Raw genomic sequence first — 15,629 nt, 5'->3', positions numbered from 1 at the left:
GTGCTATCAGCCCGTTGTGGGAGCACAACCTTTTCCACAAAAGTGAAGGAGCGACACATGGTTACGTTGAAGCATGCCGTCAAGATTTCTGCTCCGAGGGGCGCGGTCTACCAAGCCCTGACCGATTTGGAAGCCATGCGGGGCTGGCATGTGGGTGCCGTCGAAGGTGCGATTGTGCCGGGCCAGGTGATGACGCTGACGCCGAAGCCGGGCCAGCGTTTCAGTTGGCGGACCGACAGGCTGGAACCGGACGTCTCGGTCGTCCAGACCGAGGTGGAAGGGCCGGGCAGCTCGGTTGGCAAGACCCTGACCTTCACGCTTTCCGATCTGGATGACGGCCGCACCCAGGTTGATCTGACACATGGCGAATGGCGCGAGGGCGACGGCCACCTCCCGTTCTGCAACACCCACTGGGGCGAAGTGCTGTACCGCCTCAAGTCCCATGTCGAGAAGACCTGAGAACGACTGCATGCCACTGAATCGTTCCATTTCGCGGCGTTCGACGTTGCCGCTGGCTCCAAGAACAAAGGTAGGTGAATGATGGCCGTTGCAACATCCAAGAACCAGGAGGTCGCAGCCGCGCCGAAAGCGGCGGTGAAGGATCTGCGCGAAGGCATCGAATTGCTCAAGAAGATGGACGGGCAGTTCGTCTCGACGAGCGTGGAGGTGGACCCGAAGGCAGAACTTGCCGGCGTGTATCGCAAGGTCGGCGCCGGCGGCACCGTGCAGCGGCCGACGCAGGTGGGGCCGGCCATGCTGTTCGAGAAGGTCAAGGGATACGACATTCCGGTCATCGTCGGCGTGCTTGCTTCCCGCAAGCGGCTGGCAGCTTTCATGGGCGCCGACGAGAAGCATCTAGGCCGTCACATGCTCAACGCGATGCATCACGCGAAGGATCCCGTGATCGCCGATTCGGCGCCGTGTCAGGAAAAGGTCTATCTAGCGAGCGATCCGGACTTCGACATCCGCAAGCTACTGCCAGCGCCGACCAACACGCCCGAGGATGCCGGTCCGTACTTCTGCATGGCCGTGTTGCGCGGCACCGATCCGGAGACTGGGCAGCACGATGTCACGATTCACCGGCTGTGCGTGCAGGACCGCGACGAGATCTCGGTGTTCATACAGACCGGTCGGCACATCGGAATGATGTACGAGAAATACGAGGCATTGGACAAGCCGATGCCGATCACGGTCTCGATGGGCATCTCGCCGGTGGAGTACATGGCGATCTCCTTCGAGCCGCCCTCCACGCCATACGGCTTCGACGAACTGGAGTTCGCCGGCGGCCTGACCGGCTCGCCCGTGGAACTGGTGAAGGCCAAGACGGTGGAAGAGTATGCGATGGCGACGGCCGAAATCGTCATCGAAGGCGAGTTGCTGCCCAAACGACGCGTGGCCGAGGACCAGCACACCAAGACCGGGTTCGCGATGCCCGAGTTCCCCGGCTACGACGGCACGGCGAACCCCTCGCTGCCGATCCTGAAGGTCAAGGCGGTCACGACCCGCACAAACCCGATCCTGCAGACCCTGGTCGGCCCCGGCGAAGAGCATGTCAGCCTTGCAGGCATTCCGACCGAGGGATCACTGGTGCAGGCCCTCGAAGATGCACTGCCCGGGTTCGTCAAGAACGTGTACTCGCATCCGGCCGGTGGCGGGAAGTACCTCGGCATCCTGCAGGTCCACAAGCGCGATCACAATGACCAGGGCCGCGAACGGCAAGCCGCCATCGTTGCGTTCGGCGCGTTTCCGGAGATGAAACACATCATCCTCGTGGACGACGATGTTGATATCTTTGACACCGACGATGTGCTTTGGGCGATGACGACCCGATTCCAGGCGGAACGCTCGGTGGTTCCGATTCCCGGTGTCCGGTGCCATCCGCTCGACCCCTCCGCGGACCCAGCATTTCTCTGGACGAATTTCGATCACGGCATCTCCACCAAGGTCATCTTCGATTGCACCGTGCCGTGGGCGTTGCGTGAAAAATTCATCCGCGCTCCGTTCCAGGAAGTTGATGTGAAGCGCTTTCTGCCCGACTGGACTGGCGCATGAGCCCCCATGACGGAAGGCGGTTGATTGTCGGCATCACGGGCGCCACCGGGATCGTCTATGGCATCCGCGCGTTGCAGGTGCTGCGGGAACTCGGCATTGAGAGTCACCTGGTGGTCTCCAAGGCGGGGGAAATGACCCGCGACTACGAGACCGATCTCAGCCGGCAGCAACTGCACGCCTTGGCCGATGTCGTGCACCCGATCGGCGATGTCGGCGCTTCGATCGCCAGCGGTTCGTTCAAGACCATGGGGATGCTGGTGGCCCCGTGCTCGGTGCGAACGCTGGCCGAGGTGGCCAGCGGCGTGACCACCACGCTGCTGACTCGGGCCGCCGACGTGGCGCTGAAGGAGCGGCGCCGGCTGGTGCTGATGGTCCGCGAAGCGCCGCTGCACGCGGGACATATCCGCAACATGCTGACGGTGACGGAAATGGGCGGGATCATCCATCCGCCGGTGCCGGCCTTCTACACCCACCCGGAGAACGTGGCCGACATTGTCGATCATTCGCTGGGCCGGGCGCTGGATTGCTTCGGCATCGACATGCCCGACATGCCGCGCTGGGAGGGTGTCCAGCGGCGGCGACCTGACACCGATTCGCCCAAGGTCACACCACTTAAAGCCTGAGCCGTGATTGTTTCGGCGTCGGCCGTCGAAGCGACCGACATCACGCTACCGGAGACGATGATGACTGTGAAATTCAATGTGGCCGTGCTGGTCGGCAGTTTGCGTAAGGAGTCCTTCAACCTCAAGTTAGCCAAGACGTTGGTCGGGCTCGCACCTGACAATCTGGCTTTCGATTTCGTCGATATCGACCTGCCGCTGTACAACCCGGACCGAGACGGCGACGAGCTTCCTGACGGCTGGCGGCAGTTCCGTGAGAGCATCCGGGCCGCCGACGCGATCCTGTTCGTCACCCCCGAATACAACCGCTCGATCCCGGCCTCCCTAAAGAACGCGCTTGACGTCGGCTCGCGCCCGATGGGCAAGAGCGTCTGGAACGGCAAGCCGGCGGCGATCGTCTCCGGGTCGCCTGGAGGGATCGGCGGCTTCGGCGCCAACCACATCCTGCGCCAGTCGCTGGTGTTCCTGAACGTGCCGGCGATGCAGCAGCCGGAGGCTTACGTCGGCGGGATCGCTGATCTCTTCGGTACCGACGGCAATATCGCCAAGCCGGAGACGAAGACCTTCCTGATCAACTTCATGGCCGCGTTCGGCGCTTGGGTGGCCCGCCATGTCGACCGATAGCGCGGCCCAAGCCAGTTCACCGCGCCGGTCCGCCGCGAGCAAGCTAGCAGCGATCGCAGGCGAACATCCGCTGGACTTGCCGCAGCGTCAGGCGCATCACCGCTCAGGCGGAGTCGTCGCGCTGCTCGGGATCATCCTGATCTCACTTAACCTGCGGGCAGCAGTCACCTCTGTACCGCCGATTTTGAAGGTGATCGGCGAGAGCTTCGTCGTCGGCGCGACGGCACAGAGCCTGCTCGGCACCTTGCCGCTGCTTTGCTTCGCGGTGTTTGGGATTGTTACCCCGCGGCTGACGCGCCGGCTGGGCCTGGAGAAATCAATGATCGTGGCGGCGGCCTTGGTCGCGCTGGGCGAGTTCGCCCGCGCCGGCCTGAGCCAATCGGCAACCAGTTTCATATTGCTGTCGATATTCTGCTTCGGGGGCATGGGCATGGCGAACGTGCTTGTGCCGGCGGCGGTGAAGCACTATTTCCCCGATCGGATTGGACTGGTCAGCGGGATCTTCCAAGTGCTGATCGTCGTCAGCGCCTCGGTGCCCTCATTGATCGCGGTGCAGGCGACCGAAGCTGTGGGGTGGCGAACATTCATCGGAAGCTGGGGCCTGCTAGGTGTGGCGGCGGCGCTACCTTGGCTCATGCTCCGCAATGCCAGTATTGACACAGCGCCGACCAAGCAAACAGCTTCCGTCAACCTGATGGGGAACTCGACCGCGTGGGCAGTTTTGCTAGTGTTCAGTACAGGCCCGATGATGCTTTATGCGCTGATTGCCTGGCTGCCAACGCTTGTCATCGACACGCGCGGGGTTTCGGCCGAGACGGCAGCGACCATGCTGTCGATCTTCAATGCGATCGGGTTGTTTCACAGCTTCGTGGTGCCAAACATCCTCGATCGGATGAAATATCCCTATTTGGTAGTTGTGTTCGCTGCGCTATGCGCCATCGTCGGCCCGCTTGGGCTTGCTTATGCGACCGGCTCTGCGTGGCCGTGGATTCTGATCACCGGGCTATCGGCCATGCTGATGAATGTCGGCCTGACGCTTGTCACCATGCGCTGCAAGACCGAGGCTGGCGTCACCTCGCTCAGCAGCTTTGTCCAGAGCGGTGGTTATTTGATCGCAGCGATCGCTCCGCTTGCCATGGGCACGCTGCATACGGCCACCGGCGGTTGGGTGGCGCCATGCTGGCTTCTGGCATCGATCGGCGCGCTGGCCCTGCTGGCCGGCCTGCCTGCGACGCGCACTGTCTATCTGGATGATACCCTCGCAACCAAGACCCCGGCAAAGGAGGCGTGACATGAAATCGTGGTTCCGCATTTCGTTTGGCAACCTGTTGATGGCGCTTGCCGTCATACCCGGCGGCGCTTGGGCCGCTTCCAAAGGACCAGCCAATCTGGCTGTGGTGAAACCGGCAGTGAGTTGTACGACCTTGGCCAATGTCGACCTCACGGCGATCGGCGGCAAGGGCAGCAAGATCACCGAGGCCGCGGAGACCACTAGCGACGGCATCAAGGTCTGCTCGGTCAAGGCGACGCTTGCCCCGGCGATCAATTTCCAGGTGTTGCTACCGACCGAGACATGGACCCAGCGCTACATGCAGCTCGGCTGCGGTGGCTTGTGCGGCCAGATCAGCCTGACCGTGGGCGCGGCGGACGGCTGCAAGGTCTATAACGACGGTGGCTTCGTCATGGCCGCCACCGACATGGGCCATGGCGGCGGCATGGGCAATGACGGCAGTTGGGGCACCGACCCGCAGAAGCGGATCGACTTCGCCTATCGTGCCCATCACCTGACGGCCGAGGCCGTCAAGAAGCTGATCAGGAGCTTCTACGGACAGCCACAGAAATACGCTTACTTCAACGGCTGCTCGGACGGTGGGCGCGAGGCGCTGATGGAAGCGATGCGCTTTCCTGACGATTTCGATGGCGTGATCGCCGGTGCGCCGGCCATGCTTTTCCAAGTGCAAAACACGCTTTATCATGGCTGGCAGGCGGCCGCGAACACCGATGCCAACGGCAAGATCATCCTGCTCAACGATCGGCTCGCCATCCTGCACAAGGCCGTCATTGCTGCTTGCGACACCCTCGATGGGGTGAAGGACGGCCTGCTCTCCAACCCGGCCGCCTGCAACTTTGACCCGGCGACGATCACCTGCGCCGCAAACGCTACGGACACCTCGACCTGCCTGACACCGGCGGAGGCTGCGGTTGTCCACAAATTCTACGATGGCCCACGAGATTCGAAAACCGGCGCGCACTTGACCGCCGGTCAACCGCAATACGGGTCAGAACTCGACTGGGCCGGGATCTACGTGGCGGACAAGGCCGACGGGCAGTTGATGAGCACGTCGGCGGCCCTGGCGGCGATCCGCTACCTGGCATTCGAGAAGACAAACCCGAACGCGACGCTGGCCTCATTCCAGTTCACCGAATCGACGCTGCATGCCCTGCGGCAGCTTCACCCCTTTTACGACGCCACCAATGCCGACCTGTCGGCTTTCCGACGGGCCGGCGGCAAGCTGATCCTCTGGCACGGTCTGGCCGACCCGCACATCTCGCCGGCCAACACCGTTTCGCTGCACAAGGCAATGATCGCCCATATGGGACAGCAGGCCGTCGATGGATTCGAGCGCCTGTACCTGCTGCCTGGCGTGGCCCACTGCGGCAACGGGCAGGGGCCGAGCAACTTGGACCTGTTGACGGCAATGATGGCATGGGTGGAGGGCGGCGTGGCGCCGGATGCTGTCATGACCCGCACCGCCAAGACCGCGAGCAGTTTCGGCGCGCCCAACTTCGGCGGCGCCGATGCTTCGAAGCAGGCTTCCACCCAGTCGGCAACGTCCCAATCCACGCTGCCCGACATGACCCGGCCGGTGTATCCCTATCCGGCGATCGCCCGCTACAAGGGCACGGGCGACATCTACGACGCGGCGAATTGGGAGAAGGGCGAACCTGCGGAAATGGTGCGCCTGCGCGACTGGCCGGGAAGTGATCTGTTCGGCGTCTATTCGTTCACGACGAAGTAGTGGCGCAGCCCCGCCATTCCAGCGGGGCTCGTGAATTGGTACGCATCGAATCCGCGCCTTCGGAATGTGTTGGAGACTTACGGGAAAGAGCGAATGAACACAGCTGCGTCGCAATCTGGATCGAACGCACTGACGATCGTCATTGTGCTCTCTGTGCTTTCGATCTTTCCGCCACTCGCCACCGACATGTACCTATCGGCCTTCGGCGATATCCAGAGCTATTTGAATGCCCCGGACGGAGCGCTGGAGCTATCGCTATCGGTCTTCTTCCTCGGGCTCTGCGTGGGCCAATTGGTGTTTGGCCCCTTGATCGACCGGTATGGCCGCAAGGGGCCGCTGTTGCTTGGTGCGGGGTTGTTCTGCGTTGCGACAGTGCTGTTGCTACTGACCCATTCAACCTCGATGTTCATCGGTCTTCGTTTCATCCAGGCGCTCGGCGCCTGCGGCGGTATGGTGGTCGGCCGCGCGGTCGTATCGGACCTCTATAAGGGCACTGCGGCGGCGCGGACCATGACCCTGCTGGTGATGCTGATGACGCTCGGGCCGGTCGTATCACCGCTGCTCGGCGGCATTCTTGTCACGCAATTTGGCTGGAAGTCGGTGTTCGTCACCATGCTGGCGATTGGTGTGCTCGCGCTCGTGCTGGCGCTCACGCTGCTGCCTGAGACGTTGCCAGTTTCGAAACGGCTGAAGACCCCATTACTGGGCGTCTTCGGCGACTACTGGAAACTTCTGACCTCAAGGCAGTTTGTCGTTCCCGCGCTGGTCAGCTCGTTCGTCCAGGCCGCAATGTTCTCTTTTATCACGGCCTCATCGAGCGTGTTCCAAGGCGTGTTTGGCCTCAGTAAGATCGAATACGGCCTTGCGTTCGGCTTTGTCGCGCTCGGCCTGGTCGTCGCTTCATTCGTCAACAATCGGCTACTCCTGAAGCTGGAGGTTAAGACGGTGGTCAGCACCGTCCTGCCGCTGTTCGTTGCCATCAGCTTCGTGCTGCTACTGGTCTCGGGCACGCACCAACTCTGGATGCTGATCATCCCGCTCTGGTTCTCGATCGCCATGGTAGGCTTGCTGAGCGCCAACGGCACCTCAATCGCCATGGAGGCGGCGCGTGGGAAGTCAGGCGTAGGGTCCGCTCTGGTCGGAGCGATGCAGTTCGGCGTTGCCTTCGTGTGCTCAGCGATTGTGGCTTCAGCGATTTCCTCAAGCGCCCGGCCTTTGGCACTCGGAATATTGCTCCCCGCCATTGTCGCGCTTGCGCTCTGGTTTGTCGGTAGAGCGCCTTCCCGCAGTGAAGAAGAGAGCAACGACAAAGCACCGACTCGCAACCCCGACTGACGACGGCATTCTGGTGCCGTCAGCACCAAGCCGCCGCGCTCAACTGCCCAGCATGATGCCGCCATCGACGGCAACATGTTGACCTGTGATGAAGCGGTTCTGCATCAGAAAAATGTAGGCTGACGCCAAATCGCCGATGCTGGCTGTCCGCTTGAGTGGGATAACTTGTTGGAAATGCGCGCGCGTTGCATCGAGCTGCGCCGGTGGAACATCGCGCCAGAATGGCGTCGCTGTCCATGTTGGCGACACTGCATTGACCCGCGCCTTCGGCGCCAATTCGACCGCCATCCCTTCGACCAACGCATTGACTCCCAGATTGCCCACGTAGCTGCCGCTGGCGTCCTGCGCCCGACCGCCAGTGCCGGAGGTAAACACCAGACTACCGCCCTCGCGAATTTTTCCGGCGGCGAGTTGGCCGATGCGCACGTTGGCTAGGAATTTGGATTCGATCACACGGCGGATCGAGGCGATGTCGTTGACAAGGAAGCCACCGGCGTTGACGTCGCCCACCATCGAGACAAGATGATCGAACGGCGGCAGGCTATCGAACAGCGCTTCCAGCGCCGTATGATCGTGGGCGTCGGCTTGGTGGGTCTGCACGGCAGCCCCGCGAGTAGCCAGTTCGGAGCGTGCCGATTCCAGCCGTTCGGCATTGCGACCGACGATGACCAGTTGCGCACCGATATCGGCAGCAAGTTGGGCAATACACAGGCCGATGCCTGAACTGCCGCCAATCACCACCAAGGTTTTGCCTTCCAGGGAATTGCTCATGCTCTGATCTCCTCAGCTTGCAATGGAGCCGAATGCAGCAGCGGCGGCGGCGGCGATGCCAGCATCCTGCTCACCGCTGCCGCCACTCACGCCGATAGCACCGATTACCTCGTCCCCGACGACCAGCGGTACACCACCCTGCAAAGGCGTGATCCCGGGAGTTGCCAGGAAGCTCGGCAGTCCGTCGTTGACGAAATCCTCGAAAACCTTGGACGGAGCACGCAGCAGTGCAGCGCTGCGAGCCTTAGCCAGGGCGACTTGCGGGGTCACCGGCGCGGCGTCATCGTCGCGCTCGAAGGCGACGAGCTCACCCGCGCGGTCAACAACGGCCACGCTGATGTTCAGGCTTTGGTACAGAGCACGCTCGCGCGCGGCGGCGATGACGTGCCGGGCACCCGTAAGAGTGATGTGCAGTCGGGGGACGGTGTGCTTGATAGCAGATGGAGAGGACATGTAACTAGGTTCCTTTTGAAGGCGATCTGGCATGGCAGTGCAATCGAACGACGGTTTGGCTCAGGCAACGCAACCACATTGGCCTGCGGGGCCACGCCCATCCTCACGCGCAGCCGCGGCAACGCGGCTCGCCTGATCTCCGACGCTCGACGCGCCAGTGGGTCGCAGTCGGATATCGCTATGCGAAGCAGGCGGGTCAAGTCTGACGCAGGTCCTCAGGTCGGTCATTTCGGACACATTGAACCGATCGGTACAATAATAATTTTGCGCTACAGAGTCAATTCTTAGTGGGGAAACAGCCCAATCATACAACTTTTTCTACTTTTCATTGACCTTGAAAAAACTAATCGGTACACTTGACGAATAGCACATATGAGTCACCTATGAGCCAGCCCTGTTCAGCCGATCGCATCGACAAGTCGCTACCTGTTCTCCAGGCAGCGGCTACCGTCTTCCTGGCACATGGCTTCAGTGCCGCCACGACAGACATGATCCAGCGCGAGGCAAAGGTTTCTAAGGCTACGTTGTACGCCTGCTTTCCGACGAAGGAGGCGATGTTCGCGGCCGTGATCGAACAGGAATGTACGGTCATGACCGAGACAGTCCGGGCCATAGAGACGGTACCGGGGGACATTTCCAAGACGCTGACCGATCTAGGGCTTTCCTATCTGAAGATCGTTCTCTCGCCCACGGGCTTGGCGCTCTTCCGAGTGGTTGTGGCCGATGCGTTGCGCTTTCCCGACCTAGCGCGCAAGTTCTATCTGGCTGGCCCCAAAGTCATCGCCAAGATGCTTGCTGATCGGATCGAAGTAGCTGCGCGTGCGGGTGAGATTAACGTCCAAGCTGTAGGTATAGAGGGTGCGGCCGTCTTATTCGTCAGCCTGTTACGCGGCGAAGGGCAGTTGGAGTGTTTGACGCATCCGGGTGCGCACCCATCGACTGAGCAATTGGACCGCTGGGTTCGGGTGGCCGTGACTACGTTTCTTGCGGCATTCGGCACTGGCCCGGGAACCTTGACTAATCGGAAAGGCCTGTGAGCGCGCCTTAACGGCAATGCTCATTTCTGAATGTTGGCAGCCGTAGGGAACTGAATCCAGCACCAGCATCAGCATCAGCATGAGACATGAACATGGAGTTTCGCCATTTACGCTGTTTTCTGGCAGTTGCCGAAGAACTGAGCTTCGTCCGTGCGGCTGAGAAGTTGCACATCGAGCAATCTCCGCTTTCGCGGAATATCAAGGAACTCGAGGAGGAACTTGGAGTTGTGCTGTTTTTGAGGACTACGCGCAGCACCCGCCTGACTCACGCCGGCAAACGGTTTTTGGAACATGTGCCACGAGTTTTCATGGCCTTACAGCAAGCCCGCGACAGCGTGAAAGCGGCTGCCAACGGCTTTCATAGCCAGTTGCGCATCGCCTTGTCTGACGGGATCACCCCCTCACGCTTGCCGGCTCTACTGGCGCTTTGTCGGCAGGAAGAACCGGAGGTCGAAATCCGATTCTTCGAGGTGTCGCTGTCTCAACAGATAAAAGGGCTCAATGACGATCTTTATGACGTTGGTTTTGCCCTTTCAGACGAGGTGGGCGACGGAATCGTCACACTACCAGTTTGGAGCGATGCGCTCATGGTGGCGGTTCCGGCGCGGCATCCCTTGCTCGCCCATAAGCGCATTCCTTTGGAAGAGTTGCTGCGCTATCCACTGGTTTTGTGCGACCCGCAAGTTTGCGAAGGCCATGCCAGACATGTTGAGCGGGTACTTCGCCGAGTAGATATGGAACCGTTGATCGCAGAAAGGGTTGCGACGTACGACCTGATGATGGTTTTGGTATCAGGCGGCATTGCGCTTGGATTAACAGGAGCCGCACATATCTCCACTAGCCGTGAGCCAGGCGTCGTTGCCCGACCGCTGGCATCGCGAGTGCCTCCGCTGACAACATACCTCCTGCGCCCCGAAGGAGAGCCATCCGATGTGCTGATGCGGTTCATTGAGCGAGCTGAGACCATCGAGTCGCCAGAATCCCATAGGCCCGTACCATGCCATCACCCTGACCCATCAGAGGAACCTGCTCCATGAAGAAGATCATCCCGTTCTTGCTGGTGGCCGCATTGACTGCCTGCGGCCAGTCCGAAACACCGCAGAAGGCCAACACCCCGGAGGCGAACATCCCGACAGTGGAAGAACTGGCTGCCAACCCCGAACGGCTCAAAGAGTTGCGCCAGCAATGCAAGACCGACCGCCCCAAGCTCGGCGACGTGCTGTGCAACCGGGTGGCCGAGGCCACGCGCAAGCGCTTCTATGGCGACGGCGAAACGCCGTACACGCCGCCGAAGGAACCGCCCAAGTTCTGATCGTTGGCGAATCGCCGCATCGCCTTCATTTTTCTGCCCGACACGCCGCAATGCGCCTTCGCTTGCGGCGTTTTTCTTTGGCTCGCCGTCGCACTCATTCTGTCTTTTTGCTCGACCTTTCTGCTGAAAACGGTCTTTGACCAGCACTGACCCGGCACCGACCCTGACGCCTGCGGCACGCCCTTGTGCCGCTTCTTCCAAAAGGAATCAGCGCAGGAGAAATCGGAGGCCAGGTCATGCAAGGGACGAACGTGCTGTTCGGTCAGATTGCCGTGGTATTCGGCATCGTGATCGCCGGAGTGTGGGGCGCCACACAATGGACAGCAGCGGCCCTTGGCTATCAAGTACGCCTTGGCTCGCCCTGGTTCGACTTTCTTGGCACGTCGATCTACCACCCGTGGAAGCTGTTTGAGTGGTGGTTCTTCTTCGGCGCCTATGCCCCGGAAGTCTTCGACACCGGCGGCGCCATTGCCGGCGCCAGCGGCATGGTCGCCGTGGGCGTTGCCATCGCCATGTCGGTCTGGCGCTCGCGCCAAGCGCGCTTGGTCACGACCTACGGCTCTGCGCGCTGGGCGAACGCGCAGGACATTCGCAAGGCCGGCCTCACACAGCCTGCCGGCGTGTTCCTGGGCCTGCACGATCGCCAGTACCTGCGGCATGAAGGCCCGGAACACGTCCTGACCTTCGCGCCCACGCGCTCGGGCAAGGGTGTGGGCCTGGTGGTGCCCACCTTGTTGAGCTGGTCGGCATCGGCCGTCATCCACGACATCAAGGGCGAGAACTGGCAGATCACCGCCGGCTGGCGCTCGCGCTTCTCGCATTGCCTGCTGTTCAACCCCACCGATGCGAAGTCGGCCGCCTACAACCCGCTGCTGGAAGTTCGGCGCGGCGCGCATGAAGTGCGCGACGTTCAGAACATCGCGGACATTTTGGTCGATCCCGAAGGCGCGTTGGAGCGCAGGAACCATTGGGAGAAAACCAGCCACGCGCTGTTGGTCGGCGCGATCCTGCATGTGCTCTACGCCGGCAAGGACAAGACGCTGCGGGGCGTTGCGAACTTCCTTTCCGACCCGGCCAGCCCGTTCGAGCTGACCCTGCACCGGATGATGACCACGCCGCACCTCGGCGATGGCCCGCATCCCGTGGTGGCATCCGCCGCACGCGAAGTCCTCAACAAGAGCGACAACGAACGTTCGGGCGTGCTGTCCACGGCCATGTCGTTCCTCGGCCTGTACCGCGACCCGACGGTGGCCGAAGTCACCTCGCGCTGCGACTGGCGCATCGCCGACCTGATCGCGGCCGAGCATCCGGTATCGCTGTATCTGGTGGTGCCGCCTTCGGACATTAGCCGCACCAAGCCGCTGATCCGGCTCATCCTGAACCAGATCGGTCGGCGCCTCACCGAATCGCTCGACGGCTCCGACGGCATCGAGCGCCGCCACAAGCTGCTGCTGATGCTCGATGAGTTTCCGGCGCTGGGGCGCCTGGACTTCTTCGAGACGGCACTGGCCTTCATGGCCGGCTACGGCATCCGCAGCTTCCTCATCGCGCAGTCGCTCAACCAGATCGACAAAGCCTACGGCCAGAACCATTCGATTCTGGACAACTGCCACGTGCGCGTGACGTTCGCCACCAACGACGAGCGCACCGCCAAGCGCATTTCCGAGACGTTGGGCACCGCGACCGAGCTGCGCGCCCAGCGCAATTACGCAGGCCACCGGCTGGCTCCGTGGCTGGGCCACCTCATGGTGTCGCGCCAGGAGACAGCCCGCCCGCTGCTGACGCCCGGCGAAGTCATGCAGCTTCCGCCCGACGAGGCGGTGGTGATGGTGTCGAGCGTGGCGCCGATCAAGGCGAAGAAGCTGCGCTATTACGCGGACGCCAATTTCAAGCGGCGGGTGCTGCCGCCGCCTGCGCTGGCGGACGGGCAGTACGCGGACGTGCCGCCGTCGCGCTTGGACGACTGGAGCGGCCTGGCGATTCCCGCTGTGCCCGTCGCGCCTGCGTCCGATACCGCCGAGGGCTTCGCTGCCTCTGCCGATGACGGTGGCCCACGCCGTCAGCCCGAGCTTTCCGAAACCGTCACCTACGCCCCCGAGCTGGCCGCGCCTGCGGCCGACCTCGCGCTGCTCGATGACGACGACGACCTGCTGCTCCCCCTTCCTCGCCAGCTTGACCCGGCCATGCAGCGCACGGCGCGGCTGGCGTCGCTGAACCCCAACGACGGAATCGAGCTATGAGCCACTACCGCCTCAACCTGTTCATCCAGCCGGAGCACGCCAAACGCCTTGATGAGCTGGCCGCCAAGAAAGGCGTGTCCAAGTCATCCATCGTTGCGGCGGCGCTCGCATCGTGGCTCTCACCCGATGCCGCCGACCAGCGCGAGGCGGCCATCGGCAAGCGGCTGGATCGTCTGTCGCGGCAAGCCGAGCGCAAGGAGCGCGATCAGAACATCCAGATCGAGACGCTGGCGCTGTTCATTCGCTACTACCTCACGGTCAGCACACCAGTCCCCGAGGCGCACCAAGAGGCCGCCCGCGCCCAGGGCAAAGCGCGCTTCGAGCAGTTCGTTGAACAGTTGGGTCGCCACCTGCTGCGCGGTCGAAGCCTGGTGCGCGACGTGGTGGAGGAGCTGCATCCCGACCCGATGCGGATGGAGGACGCGGCGGCAGCCGCGCAAGCGCAGGAGCGTACGTCATGAGCGCCGTTCCGCAGTCCATGACCGTCACCTCGCTCGACCGCCGCATCCAGATGCTGCGCACGGCGATGGGGCCGCTGATCGCCGCGGCGCTCGAAGACCCCGACGTGGTGGAGGTGATGCTGAATCCCGATCGCACCCTTTGGGTGGATCGGCTTTCCAGCGGGCGCGCGCCGATGGGCGTGGAGCTGTCCGAAGCGGACGGCGAGCGAATCATCCGCCTCGTGGCCGCCCATGTCGGCGCGGAGGTGCATTGCGGCCAACCGCTGCTGTCGGCTGAATTGCCCGAAACGGGCGAACGCTTCGAGGGCATCTTGCCGCCGGCCGCACCGGGGCCGGCCTTCGCGTTGCGCAAGCGGGCCATCGGCGTGATCCCGCTGGAGCGGTACGTCATCGACGGGATGATGACCAGCGCCCAGGCGGGCTTTCTCGTTCGCGCGGTGCGCGAGCGGCAGAACGTCTTGATCGCCGGCGCCACCAGCAGCGGCAAGACGACGCTCGCCAATGCGCTGCTGGCCGAGATCGCCGCCACCGGCGACCGCGTGCTGGTGCTCGAAGACACGGTGGAGCTGCAATGCGCGGCCCGCGACCACGTTCCGCTGCGCACGCGCGCAGGCGTGGTGTCCATGACCGAGCTGGTGCGCTCGTCCATGCGCCTGCGCCCGGATCGCGTCGTCGTCGGCGAGGTGCGCGGCGCCGAGGCGCTGGATCTCATCAAGGTGTGGGGCACGGGCCACCCCGGCGGCATCGCCACGATCCACGCCGGCTCCGCGCTGGGCGCGCTCCTGCGCTTGGAGCAACTGATTCTCGAAGTGGCGGTGAACCCGCCGCGTGCGCTGATCGCAGAGGCGGTCAACGTGGTGATCCACATCGCCGGGCGCGGTCGCAAGCGCCGCATCGAGAACATCGCCCGCGTAATCGGCTTCGACGGCGTGGGCTATCAACTGGCGGACGCGATGGATGTGCCGTTTCCCGAGCCGCCACCGCCGTCCGACCTTCCTTCCCCGTCCCTCAACCACCCTGGAGAACTGCCATGACGCAGATGCACGTTCCTGCTTTCCGTGTTTCCTCAAATCCGCTTCCGCGCCCGTCCGGCTTGGCACGGCTGCGCAGCCTGGCCCGCCCTGCGGAGCAAGGGCTGCTGCTGGCCGCGCTGCTGCTGTTCCTGGCCGGCACCGCGCAGGCCGCCGGTTCCTCGATGCCGTGGGAGGGGCCGCTGCAATCCATCCTCGAATCCATCCAGGGGCCGGTGGCGCGCATCGTGGCCGTCATCATCATCATCGCCACGGGCCTCGCGCTCGCCTTCGGCGACACGTCGGGCGGATTCCGCAAGCTGATCCAGATCGTGTTCGGTCTGTCCATCGCCTTCGCGGCTTCGAGCTTCTTCCTGTCGTTCTTCAGCTTCTCCGGCGGGGCCGTCGTATGAGTGCCCCGGACACCTTCGCGGCCGGCTTCGAGGTGCCGCTGCATCGGTCGCTCACGGAGCCGATCCTGCTGGGCGGGGCACCGCGAACGGTCGCCATTGCGAACGGCACGCTGGCCGCCGCCGTCGGGCTGGGCCTGCAACTGTGGATTCCCGGTGTGGTGCTCTGGATCTTCGGCCATTCGCTGGCGGTATGGGGTGCGCGCGTCGATCCGCAGTTCATGCAGGTCTTCGCGCGACACATCAAGCATCGTCCGCTGCTGGACGTGTGAGGGGAGGACGCC

17 protein-coding genes are annotated in these 15,629 nt (G+C 62.9%); 15 read left to right on the top strand and 2 right to left on the bottom strand.

Features of this window, described 5'->3' with window-relative positions:
- The first annotated feature begins 57 nt into the window (after positions 1 to 57).
- The 7 genes from AC06FA_RS01880 to AC06FA_RS01850 all read left to right on the top strand — a co-directional run bounded on the left by AC06FA_RS01880 (position 58) and on the right by AC06FA_RS01850 (position 7,651).
- A complete protein-coding gene (locus tag AC06FA_RS01880; protein WP_478066883.1) occupies positions 58 to 459 on the top strand; it encodes an SRPBCC family protein in 402 nt (133 codons plus the stop codon).
- Between the two features lie 78 nt (positions 460 to 537).
- Positions 538 to 2,052 (top strand): UbiD family decarboxylase, encoded by a 1,515-nt coding sequence (locus AC06FA_RS01875; protein ID WP_478066882.1) that lies wholly within the window; start codon positions 538 to 540, stop codon positions 2,050 to 2,052.
- The gene (locus tag AC06FA_RS01870; protein WP_478066881.1) at positions 2,049 to 2,675 is read left to right on the top strand and encodes a UbiX family flavin prenyltransferase; all 627 of its coding nucleotides are present in this window, start codon (positions 2,049 to 2,051) and stop codon (positions 2,673 to 2,675) included. The genes AC06FA_RS01875 and AC06FA_RS01870 overlap by 4 nt, the downstream gene beginning before the upstream one ends.
- A gap of 60 nt (positions 2,676 to 2,735) precedes the next feature.
- Positions 2,736 to 3,296: an NADPH-dependent FMN reductase gene (locus AC06FA_RS01865; protein WP_478066880.1), complete on the top strand. Its 561-nt coding sequence runs from the start codon at positions 2,736 to 2,738 to the stop codon at positions 3,294 to 3,296.
- Positions 3,283 to 4,587, top strand: coding sequence for an MFS transporter (locus tag AC06FA_RS01860; RefSeq protein WP_478066879.1), 1,305 nt, complete (start codon positions 3,283 to 3,285; stop codon positions 4,585 to 4,587). Before AC06FA_RS01865 ends, AC06FA_RS01860 begins: the two co-directional genes overlap by 14 nt.
- Before the next feature lies 1 nt (position 4,588).
- Positions 4,589 to 6,316 carry a tannase/feruloyl esterase family alpha/beta hydrolase gene (locus AC06FA_RS01855; protein WP_478066878.1) on the top strand — a complete coding sequence of 576 codons (1,728 nt, stop codon included), beginning with the start codon at positions 4,589 to 4,591 and terminating at the stop codon, positions 6,314 to 6,316.
- Positions 6,317 to 6,409: 93 nt separating this feature from the next.
- Positions 6,410 to 7,651 (top strand): multidrug effflux MFS transporter, encoded by a 1,242-nt coding sequence (locus tag AC06FA_RS01850; protein WP_478066877.1) that lies wholly within the window; start codon positions 6,410 to 6,412, stop codon positions 7,649 to 7,651.
- A 39-nt stretch (positions 7,652 to 7,690) separates the two neighbouring features.
- Here AC06FA_RS01850 and AC06FA_RS01845 read toward each other — a convergent pair whose 3' ends face one another.
- Together AC06FA_RS01845 and AC06FA_RS01840 are read right to left on the bottom strand one after the other, a co-directional pair.
- A complete protein-coding gene (locus tag AC06FA_RS01845) occupies positions 7,691 to 8,422 on the bottom strand; it encodes an SDR family oxidoreductase (protein WP_478066876.1) in 732 nt (243 codons plus the stop codon).
- Between the two features lie 12 nt (positions 8,423 to 8,434).
- On the bottom strand, positions 8,435 to 8,875 hold the full coding sequence (locus tag AC06FA_RS01840; RefSeq protein ID WP_478066875.1) for a GlcG/HbpS family heme-binding protein: 441 nt from the start codon (positions 8,873 to 8,875) through the stop codon (positions 8,435 to 8,437).
- 383 nt (positions 8,876 to 9,258) lie between these two features.
- Here AC06FA_RS01840 and AC06FA_RS01835 point away from each other — a divergent pair, with 383 nt between their 5' ends.
- From AC06FA_RS01835 to AC06FA_RS01800, 8 genes are all read left to right on the top strand, one after another.
- Positions 9,259 to 9,912: a TetR/AcrR family transcriptional regulator gene (locus tag AC06FA_RS01835; RefSeq protein WP_478066874.1), complete on the top strand. Its 654-nt coding sequence runs from the start codon at positions 9,259 to 9,261 to the stop codon at positions 9,910 to 9,912.
- A gap of 92 nt (positions 9,913 to 10,004) precedes the next feature.
- Positions 10,005 to 10,949, top strand: coding sequence for a LysR family transcriptional regulator (locus AC06FA_RS01830; RefSeq protein ID WP_478067103.1), 945 nt, complete (start codon positions 10,005 to 10,007; stop codon positions 10,947 to 10,949).
- Positions 10,946 to 11,224 (top strand): EexN family lipoprotein, encoded by a 279-nt coding sequence (locus tag AC06FA_RS01825; protein ID WP_478066873.1) that lies wholly within the window; start codon positions 10,946 to 10,948, stop codon positions 11,222 to 11,224. Before AC06FA_RS01830 ends, AC06FA_RS01825 begins: the two co-directional genes overlap by 4 nt.
- Positions 11,225 to 11,460: 236 nt before the next feature.
- Positions 11,461 to 13,464, top strand: coding sequence for a conjugal transfer protein TraG (locus AC06FA_RS01820; RefSeq protein WP_478066872.1), 2,004 nt, complete (start codon positions 11,461 to 11,463; stop codon positions 13,462 to 13,464).
- The gene (locus AC06FA_RS01815) at positions 13,461 to 13,925 is read left to right on the top strand and encodes a CopG family transcriptional regulator (protein WP_478066871.1); all 465 of its coding nucleotides are present in this window, start codon (positions 13,461 to 13,463) and stop codon (positions 13,923 to 13,925) included. The genes AC06FA_RS01820 and AC06FA_RS01815 overlap by 4 nt, the downstream gene beginning before the upstream one ends.
- The gene (trbB, locus tag AC06FA_RS01810) at positions 13,922 to 14,959 is read left to right on the top strand and encodes a P-type conjugative transfer ATPase TrbB (protein ID WP_478066870.1); all 1,038 of its coding nucleotides are present in this window, start codon (positions 13,922 to 13,924) and stop codon (positions 14,957 to 14,959) included. Before AC06FA_RS01815 ends, trbB begins: the two co-directional genes overlap by 4 nt.
- Positions 14,956 to 15,348 carry a TrbC/VirB2 family type IV secretion system protein gene (locus tag AC06FA_RS01805; RefSeq protein ID WP_478066869.1) on the top strand — a complete coding sequence of 131 codons (393 nt, stop codon included), beginning with the start codon at positions 14,956 to 14,958 and terminating at the stop codon, positions 15,346 to 15,348. Before trbB ends, AC06FA_RS01805 begins: the two co-directional genes overlap by 4 nt.
- Entirely contained in the window at positions 15,345 to 15,617 is a 273-nt protein-coding gene (locus tag AC06FA_RS01800) for a VirB3 family type IV secretion system protein (RefSeq protein WP_478066868.1), read from the top strand. The genes AC06FA_RS01805 and AC06FA_RS01800 overlap by 4 nt, the downstream gene beginning before the upstream one ends.
- The last annotated feature ends 12 nt before the right edge of the window (positions 15,618 to 15,629 follow it).

The organism is Stenotrophomonas sp. Steno-C17, from assembly GCF_056393165.1.
This window is presented reverse-complemented; position numbering and strand designations above follow the sequence as displayed.

Coding starts and splice junctions, on each gene's coding strand:
- AC06FA_RS01865 (WP_478066880.1), top strand. CDS start 2,736: ATGACTGTGAAATTCAATGTGGCCGTGCTGGTCGGCAGTTTGCGTAAG.
- AC06FA_RS01840 (WP_478066875.1), bottom strand. CDS start 8,875: ATGTCCTCTCCATCTGCTATCAAGCACACCGTCCCCCGACTGCACATC.
- AC06FA_RS01860 (WP_478066879.1), top strand. CDS start 3,283: ATGTCGACCGATAGCGCGGCCCAAGCCAGTTCACCGCGCCGGTCCGCC.
- AC06FA_RS01820 (WP_478066872.1), top strand. CDS start 11,461: ATGCAAGGGACGAACGTGCTGTTCGGTCAGATTGCCGTGGTATTCGGC.
- AC06FA_RS01870 (WP_478066881.1), top strand. CDS start 2,049: ATGAGCCCCCATGACGGAAGGCGGTTGATTGTCGGCATCACGGGCGCC.
- AC06FA_RS01845 (WP_478066876.1), bottom strand. CDS start 8,422: ATGAGCAATTCCCTGGAAGGCAAAACCTTGGTGGTGATTGGCGGCAGT.
- AC06FA_RS01825 (WP_478066873.1), top strand. CDS start 10,946: ATGAAGAAGATCATCCCGTTCTTGCTGGTGGCCGCATTGACTGCCTGC.
- AC06FA_RS01850 (WP_478066877.1), top strand. CDS start 6,410: ATGAACACAGCTGCGTCGCAATCTGGATCGAACGCACTGACGATCGTC.
- AC06FA_RS01805 (WP_478066869.1), top strand. CDS start 14,956: ATGACGCAGATGCACGTTCCTGCTTTCCGTGTTTCCTCAAATCCGCTT.
- AC06FA_RS01880 (WP_478066883.1), top strand. CDS start 58: ATGGTTACGTTGAAGCATGCCGTCAAGATTTCTGCTCCGAGGGGCGCG.
- AC06FA_RS01855 (WP_478066878.1), top strand. CDS start 4,589: ATGAAATCGTGGTTCCGCATTTCGTTTGGCAACCTGTTGATGGCGCTT.
- AC06FA_RS01815 (WP_478066871.1), top strand. CDS start 13,461: ATGAGCCACTACCGCCTCAACCTGTTCATCCAGCCGGAGCACGCCAAA.
- trbB (WP_478066870.1), top strand. CDS start 13,922: ATGAGCGCCGTTCCGCAGTCCATGACCGTCACCTCGCTCGACCGCCGC.
- AC06FA_RS01830 (WP_478067103.1), top strand. CDS start 10,005: ATGGAGTTTCGCCATTTACGCTGTTTTCTGGCAGTTGCCGAAGAACTG.
- AC06FA_RS01875 (WP_478066882.1), top strand. CDS start 538: ATGATGGCCGTTGCAACATCCAAGAACCAGGAGGTCGCAGCCGCGCCG.
- AC06FA_RS01835 (WP_478066874.1), top strand. CDS start 9,259: ATGAGCCAGCCCTGTTCAGCCGATCGCATCGACAAGTCGCTACCTGTT.
- AC06FA_RS01800 (WP_478066868.1), top strand. CDS start 15,345: ATGAGTGCCCCGGACACCTTCGCGGCCGGCTTCGAGGTGCCGCTGCAT.